The sequence below is a fragment of the Nostoc sp. genome (assembly GCF_054880495.1).
The window spans coordinates 1-5,916 of sequence record NZ_JBTYKD010000187.1 but is presented as its reverse complement, the minus strand read 5'-3'; the positions used below and the strand labels follow the sequence as shown (position 1 = coordinate 5,916).

7 protein-coding genes and 1 pseudogene are annotated in these 5,916 nt (G+C 40.7%); 1 reads left to right on the top strand and 7 read right to left on the bottom strand.

Annotated elements, in window-relative coordinates; translation table 11 throughout:
- Nucleotides 1-460: 460 nt before the first annotated feature.
- Entirely contained in the window at nucleotides 461-772 is a 312-nt protein-coding gene (locus tag ACYTXL_RS18270) for a hypothetical protein (protein ID WP_461925985.1), read from the bottom strand.
- A gap of 314 nt (nucleotides 773-1,086) precedes the next feature.
- On the opposite strand from ACYTXL_RS18270, the gene ACYTXL_RS18265 reads away from it, so the two are divergent.
- Nucleotides 1,087-1,278: a hypothetical protein gene (locus ACYTXL_RS18265; RefSeq protein ID WP_461925984.1), complete on the top strand. Its 192-nt coding sequence runs from the start codon at nucleotides 1,087-1,089 to the stop codon at nucleotides 1,276-1,278.
- Between the two features lie 223 nt (nucleotides 1,279-1,501).
- On the opposite strand, the gene ACYTXL_RS18260 is transcribed toward ACYTXL_RS18265, so the two are convergent.
- The 6 genes and pseudogenes from ACYTXL_RS18260 to ACYTXL_RS18235 all read right to left on the bottom strand — a co-directional run.
- On the bottom strand, nucleotides 1,502-2,194 hold the full coding sequence (locus ACYTXL_RS18260; RefSeq protein WP_461925983.1) for a manganese catalase family protein: 693 nt from the start codon (nucleotides 2,192-2,194) through the stop codon (nucleotides 1,502-1,504).
- A gap of 163 nt (nucleotides 2,195-2,357) precedes the next feature.
- Nucleotides 2,358-2,636: a GlsB/YeaQ/YmgE family stress response membrane protein gene (locus tag ACYTXL_RS18255; protein ID WP_461925982.1), complete on the bottom strand. Its 279-nt coding sequence runs from the start codon at nucleotides 2,634-2,636 to the stop codon at nucleotides 2,358-2,360.
- A gap of 814 nt (nucleotides 2,637-3,450) precedes the next feature.
- Entirely contained in the window at nucleotides 3,451-4,833 is a 1,383-nt protein-coding gene (gene hemN, locus ACYTXL_RS18250) for an oxygen-independent coproporphyrinogen III oxidase (RefSeq protein ID WP_461925981.1), read from the bottom strand.
- Nucleotides 4,834-5,135: 302 nt separating this feature from the next.
- Nucleotides 5,136-5,282 (bottom strand): hypothetical protein, encoded by a 147-nt coding sequence (locus tag ACYTXL_RS18245; protein ID WP_461925980.1) that lies wholly within the window; start codon nucleotides 5,280-5,282, stop codon nucleotides 5,136-5,138.
- A 137-nt stretch (nucleotides 5,283-5,419) separates the two neighbouring features.
- Entirely contained in the window at nucleotides 5,420-5,575 is a 156-nt protein-coding gene (locus ACYTXL_RS18240) for a DUF433 domain-containing protein (RefSeq protein WP_461925979.1), read from the bottom strand.
- A gap of 10 nt (nucleotides 5,576-5,585) precedes the next feature.
- Nucleotides 5,586-5,822: pseudogene (locus ACYTXL_RS18235) on the bottom strand (zinc ribbon domain-containing protein); the annotation flags it as partial.
- Between the last annotated feature and the right edge of the window lie 94 nt (nucleotides 5,823-5,916).

Here is a 5,916-nt window from a genome sequence, read left to right as displayed (position 1 = left end):
GGAAGAATTTAGGTTTTTCCCAAGTTAGCTTTTATTTGATGATTATTTTGTCTCCAGCTTTGAGCCAGAAAGTTATTTCTCTGGCTCTTTTTTATTAGAATGCCCGTTGAAAACCCTTGATTCTTCATGCTTTCCACGCAGGTGGACTAAGCTTTGTGTAGTAGCCAATTCTATTCGCTCAATACTTTTCAAACATCCTCTCAAGATGCTTTGAGAGCGGTTAAAAATTATCGTCGAGGACATTCTGGTAAATTTTGACCACCGTAATCAGGGCAAACGCATCTAAATTACTCTTGATCACAACCAACGTTAGAAACCAACGACAAAATCAGCATTTCTCGTTTTGTTTAGTTTCCAAGACTCAAAGCGATGTCTACGACGCGCTACGCCTACGCTAAACTTGTGTCAAGAAGTAGCTATTAATGGGACTAATCTAGAGCCTATTGAGAATAAAGTCCTTTTATTTATATTGACATGATGCATTTGCCCTGCCACCGTAATGGCAATCAAAATAATCTAGAGCATCACCAGTAGAAGAGAAATGTTGAGTTATGGAGTATGATGGGGCACTTTCTGGACTTCCTTGAGTATTTGACCAAATTTTCAAGTAGTAATCCTTGTTATCATCGCTAGACCATAACTCATAACGGTATTTACCTCCTGCCCCCTGACTCGTTAAGTAGTCAGCCAATGCTGTATTTGATGTAGACAGAAAGCTAAATACAGTTAAAACAGGAATTGCAGCTACTTTTAGGATCTGGATTAATTTCATAAATGCACACAAAACTTATTTTTGAGATTTTGTTAAACATCTTATTTATAGCAATAGTACTTATATGAAACGTCTGTAATTATACCTGTTTTAGTCGCGTGTATAGCGGTTAAGAGAGGGCAACTAGGGCGTGTTTTCAAACTCGTTATGGGACGCATAAGAAATCCCCCAACCCCCTTAAAAAGCCGGCTTTTGAGATTCCCCCCTTAAAAAGGGGGGAGTGCGCTTCGCGCACGCTACGCGAACGAGATTTCAGGTTTTGAGTGCGTAAGTCCTGCTATATTTAAGGCGAGCTTTCCTGCCCACCCCACAAGATGGATAATTTATTTCTTGTTAGTCCCTATATCCTGAAAAAGCTGCCAACAATCGACTCAAGGAATTTTGGCGTATTGCTAGCCGACATGAAAACCTTGCAATTATACAGCTATGCTAGCGATCGCACCAGAAAACGTTGGCGCATCCATTCTTTTATGGTCTTGTCTTTTTTGCAGCTGTGTGTAATCTAACTCTTAACGTTCAGTATAGCCATAGCTATTTTCAATTCAGTGTAATACCCAAATACTTAGCTAAAATTCCCGACTTTTCTAATAAGTCGGGAATGTTTTTGTTCAGCAGATGTAGTTTAACAGATCAACAATTGCTAAAGAAGGTGGGCTATTTGCCCACAGGATAATTGGGAGTTTTCAAGAATCTGCCAAAAATCTCTTTGCTTCAAATCAACCTATGAAATTAGGAGTGACTTTCTAACGGATTAGCAATATATTTGAATGTTGGCTCAGAATTCCAAGGGCCACGCTCATCTTTACCATCATCGCTTGTAGATAGGTTGTAGTAGAGAGCAACAGTTTCATCTGGCTTAATATTACCAAAGAATGGATCTGTCAACTTACCTAGTGAATCTAGAGCTTTCATAAACATCTGGGTATGAGAAATTTCTCGTGTTAACAGATGCACTAAAGTCTCTTGGGTTCCTTTGTCAGTTGCCAACTTAATCAATGCTTCGTAAGTCTGACGGGCACCGGCTTCTGCTGCAACGTTAGCTCTTAAATCACGCACTACATCTCCACCCTCATTCAAGTAAGTGGCAGTCCAAGCACTACCCTGGCTATCTAGAAAATGAGGACCAGCTCCTCGAACTGCAAACAGAGTACTCTTATAAGCCTCTGTTTGATCCACATTTTTGGTATGAGCTTCGATGAGTTTACCAACCATTTCTAAATGGCCGAATTCCTCGATCGCAATGTCTTGCAGCATATCTTTAATTCCAGCATTTTCAACATGGAATGATTGAACCCAATATTGAAGTGCTGCACTAAGTTCGCCAGTAGCTCCGCCAAACTGCTCTAAAAGTAACTGAGCAAAACGAGGATTTGCTTCAGTCACGTTAACTGCATGAATAGGCTCTTTTTTGTGAAAAAACATGGATTTACACTTCCAAAAATTATGATGTCACACAAAGGATCGGCTTGTCTTCTAGTATTTTCCAGATAGAGCTAATTTGATGTTTGATAGCTTCTCAAACTGGTGAACTAGAAGACTGAGAAAACACAGTAGTCATGTCAGTGTTGCTAACTGCCATTCACGATTACGCATTGCTGCTTCTTCTGATTAATCCCCATAGATAAATAGCAACAATTGCGCCAAGCACAGCCACTAAAATACCAGCAAGAGTTAAACCAGTGCCAGCCGCAGTAATTTGCAGAGTTCCTGTTCCTACTAAGGTAAACAGACTTCCACCGACGAAAGCACCAATGATACCCAAAATCATTGTCGAGAGAATTCCGCCGCCTTGATAGTCAGGATAAATAGCTTTAGCGAATGCACCTGCCAAAAGTCCTAAAGCTACCCAAGCAATAATACTCATAACTGCCTCAACAATCTCACTTGTATCTAAGTTATCAACTCTGATTCAAAATTCTTTCTACCAGATGGGATAAATGCTAAATCCAAAAGTTAGACAAAAAAGTTTACATCAAGATTTGGATGAAAATTGGCATTTCTAGTATAAAAATGTTAAACAAAAGTTTTGCCAGATAAATCAGGAATTCTTGAATACATAAGTCTGGATATTCTTTGCTATAGAAGTAGACATTAATAAATTAATCAATCTATGTTTTTTATATCTATCTTAAGATGTAAAAACATTATCTAACTTTTTGGAGATGCGTTAAAGTAATTCGTAATGACGCTCTCTACCAGACCCTTCTCTACGAGACGCTGCGCGTAGCTTGCAACTCCTGCGGAGTACAGTAAGCTCAGGGCAATGCGCTGCGCGTAGCTTGCTTGGATGCAGGAGTACGCGCAATAGGTTTCGGTTAAGGTGCATAGGCACTTATTGATCCCCCTTAGTCCACGCCAGGTCCTTCTCCCTTGGCGCTAGCCTCTCCCTTTGGGAGAAGGGGAGACGCTGCGGGTAGCTTGCTTCGCCGGAGGGGTACAAGTCGGGAAACCCGCCGTAGCGCACTGGCTCCCCTTAAAAAGGGGGAAATAGAGCCGTTCTGAGCCTCACTTTTTAAGGGGGTTGGGGGGAGCAAATCTTATCCGAACCATATTGGGAGTACGCGGACTCGCTCTCTGTGGCGCTAACGTAATTAAGTTTTGCAACGGGGATGTTAGACAAGAGCCACAAAACTTGCTGAAGAGTTAGAAGCTCAAGCAACTTAAACCCCCAGAATTTGTTAAATAGCGCGTGAGAATTTTGTCTCTCGTGTTCTCCTGTGAGTATCAAATATGACAGCAATATTTCTGACTAGTAATCTACCGATGTCTGTAATTTGGATCTGATTTTTTGATAAACTGACTAGACGATCCGTTTCTAATGGTTTTAACGCCTCTAGTTCCTCAGAGAAATATTCATCAAAATTGATCTTATATTTGTTTTCAATGTCTTGCTTATGCAATTGAAAGTGAGACATAATACCCATAATCACATCCCGTCTGATGATGTCATTTTGAGTAAGTTTGATACCTTTACTAACAGGTAAAGCACCTGCTGCAAGTGTCTGATAATAGTCCTTTAATTCCTTGTGGTTTTGAGCATAAGCATCTTCTAGCATACTGATGGATGTAGCACCAAAGCCAAAAAGTTCTGTCTCAGCGTGGGTAGTGTAGCCCTGGAAATTGCGTTTGAGAGTGCCATTGCGTTGAGCGATCGCTAGTTCGTCATTAGTTTTAGCAAAATGATCCATCCCAATAAATAGATATTGGTTATTCGTCAATTCTTCAATGGTCATTTTCAAAATCTCTAACTTTTCCTCTGCTGGCGGTAGCGCCTCTTCAGGAATGTTTTTTTGCGTCGGTTTGAGCCACGGTACATAGGCAAAGTTAAAAACAACAATTCGGTCAGGATTTAACTCAATAGTCTTTTTCAGCGTTTCCTGAAATGTCTCGCGGGTTTGATAGGGTAAACCATAAATTAGGTCTACATTCACACTTTCAAACTTAGCTTCTTTTACCCAACTCATCACATCAAATAGCATTTCTTCTGGCTGGACACGATTAACAGCTACTTGAACTTGGCGATTAAAATCCTGAATGCCAAAACTAATGCGGTTAAATCCAATCTGTCTCAGAAAGAAAATGTAGTTTTTGTCAATATAGCGGGGATTAATCTCAATTGAGATTTCTGCTTGTGGATCGATGTTAAAATACCGATTGATGTTTTTCCATAAAACTTCTACTTGGTCAAGATCCAAGTAATTAGGAGTACCACCTCCCCAGTGGATTTGCAGCACTTTTCTGTCTGGATCGATTAAAGCTGCGGTATTTTTGATCTCTTGAACCAAAGACTCCAGATAAGGTTTAGCAATATTCTTATTGTTAGAAATTACCGTATTACAGCCGCAGAAATAGCAAGCACTTTGGCAAAAGGGGATGTGGAAATATAAACTCATAGGAGTTTTGCGTTGATTCGATGCTGCGATCGCGGCCTTAAAATCAGTTTCGGTGAATGTTTCGCTTAACTCTGTGGCGGGCGGGTAACTGGTGTATCTCGGTGCGCGAGTGTCGTACTTTTGGATCAGATCCAGATCAAACTTGACACTAGGTAATAGAAAAACCATTGAGTTGCTTTCCAATGAATGTATGAAGGGAGGGGAGTGGGGAGTGGGCTTGCCGTGAGCGTAGCCGAATGGGAGTGAGGGGGATGAGGGAGATCAGGGAGGAAATGACAAATGACCAATGACATTCTAGGTTTAGAGAGGATCTGCATCACTCTATCCAGCAAGTACCACTGCCGATGCAAATCCCAGGTATTTTTATTTCTCCTAAGATTATTTAACTATTAATATTTGCATCACTATTAAGTTATTAATATTTATTTATTGTTTGACAAGCCAGGAGTCTGAATACACAATTTTTATCTCTAACCAGCACCAAGGTTGAAAGTTGTAACTTTTCCCGCACCGTTAATCAATGTAACTGAGCTAGGAACTAAAGATTGCAATAAACCGTTAATGTGAATAATTAATAGTAGTAGGTAATCTGGGCGCGTACTCTTTGCATCCAGCACTACAACCTGTAACGTAAGACACTGCAAATTTTGTTGATATGCTCAACAGATTCTTATCAAGTAGAATGAGCACCAGCAGTTCGCTCCTGAACCAGCATTGCTTTCGCAATCACTTCCAAAACTAGCAATACCTGAGTTTACAAATGTGGGAAATCTTCTAAGAATTCGGCTAAACCTGCTTCACCTTCGAGATAGTCGAAAAAGGTTTGCAATGGAACTCTCATTCCCACATAGACTGGAGTTCCGCTCATTATCTCTGGATCAGAGTGAATAATTCGTCGGTCACTTGACATCCTCCCCACCCTACTTCGTAGAGGGTGGGGATTCCAAAGATCGCTCTTTGGGTTTCCTCTTTCCACGAGTTGACTTGCTTGGAGGATTTGCATCACCCAAGTATTGGTCAGTCTCTCCAGAGGCGTTAGTTCCGACGTGACCCGCCGTACTCAACCCGAGTTCTAATATGTTTCGCGCTGCATTCCAGTCACGATCTTGTGTATGTCCACAATAAGGACAAGAATGAGTTCTAGTGCTAAGAGATTTCTAGCAAAAGTAATTATGTGTCATTAATTATGCACAAGTTATGTACAAAGTTTAGCTTAGGCGGTAAGCTTATTTCTCACAATTTACTTTCAAT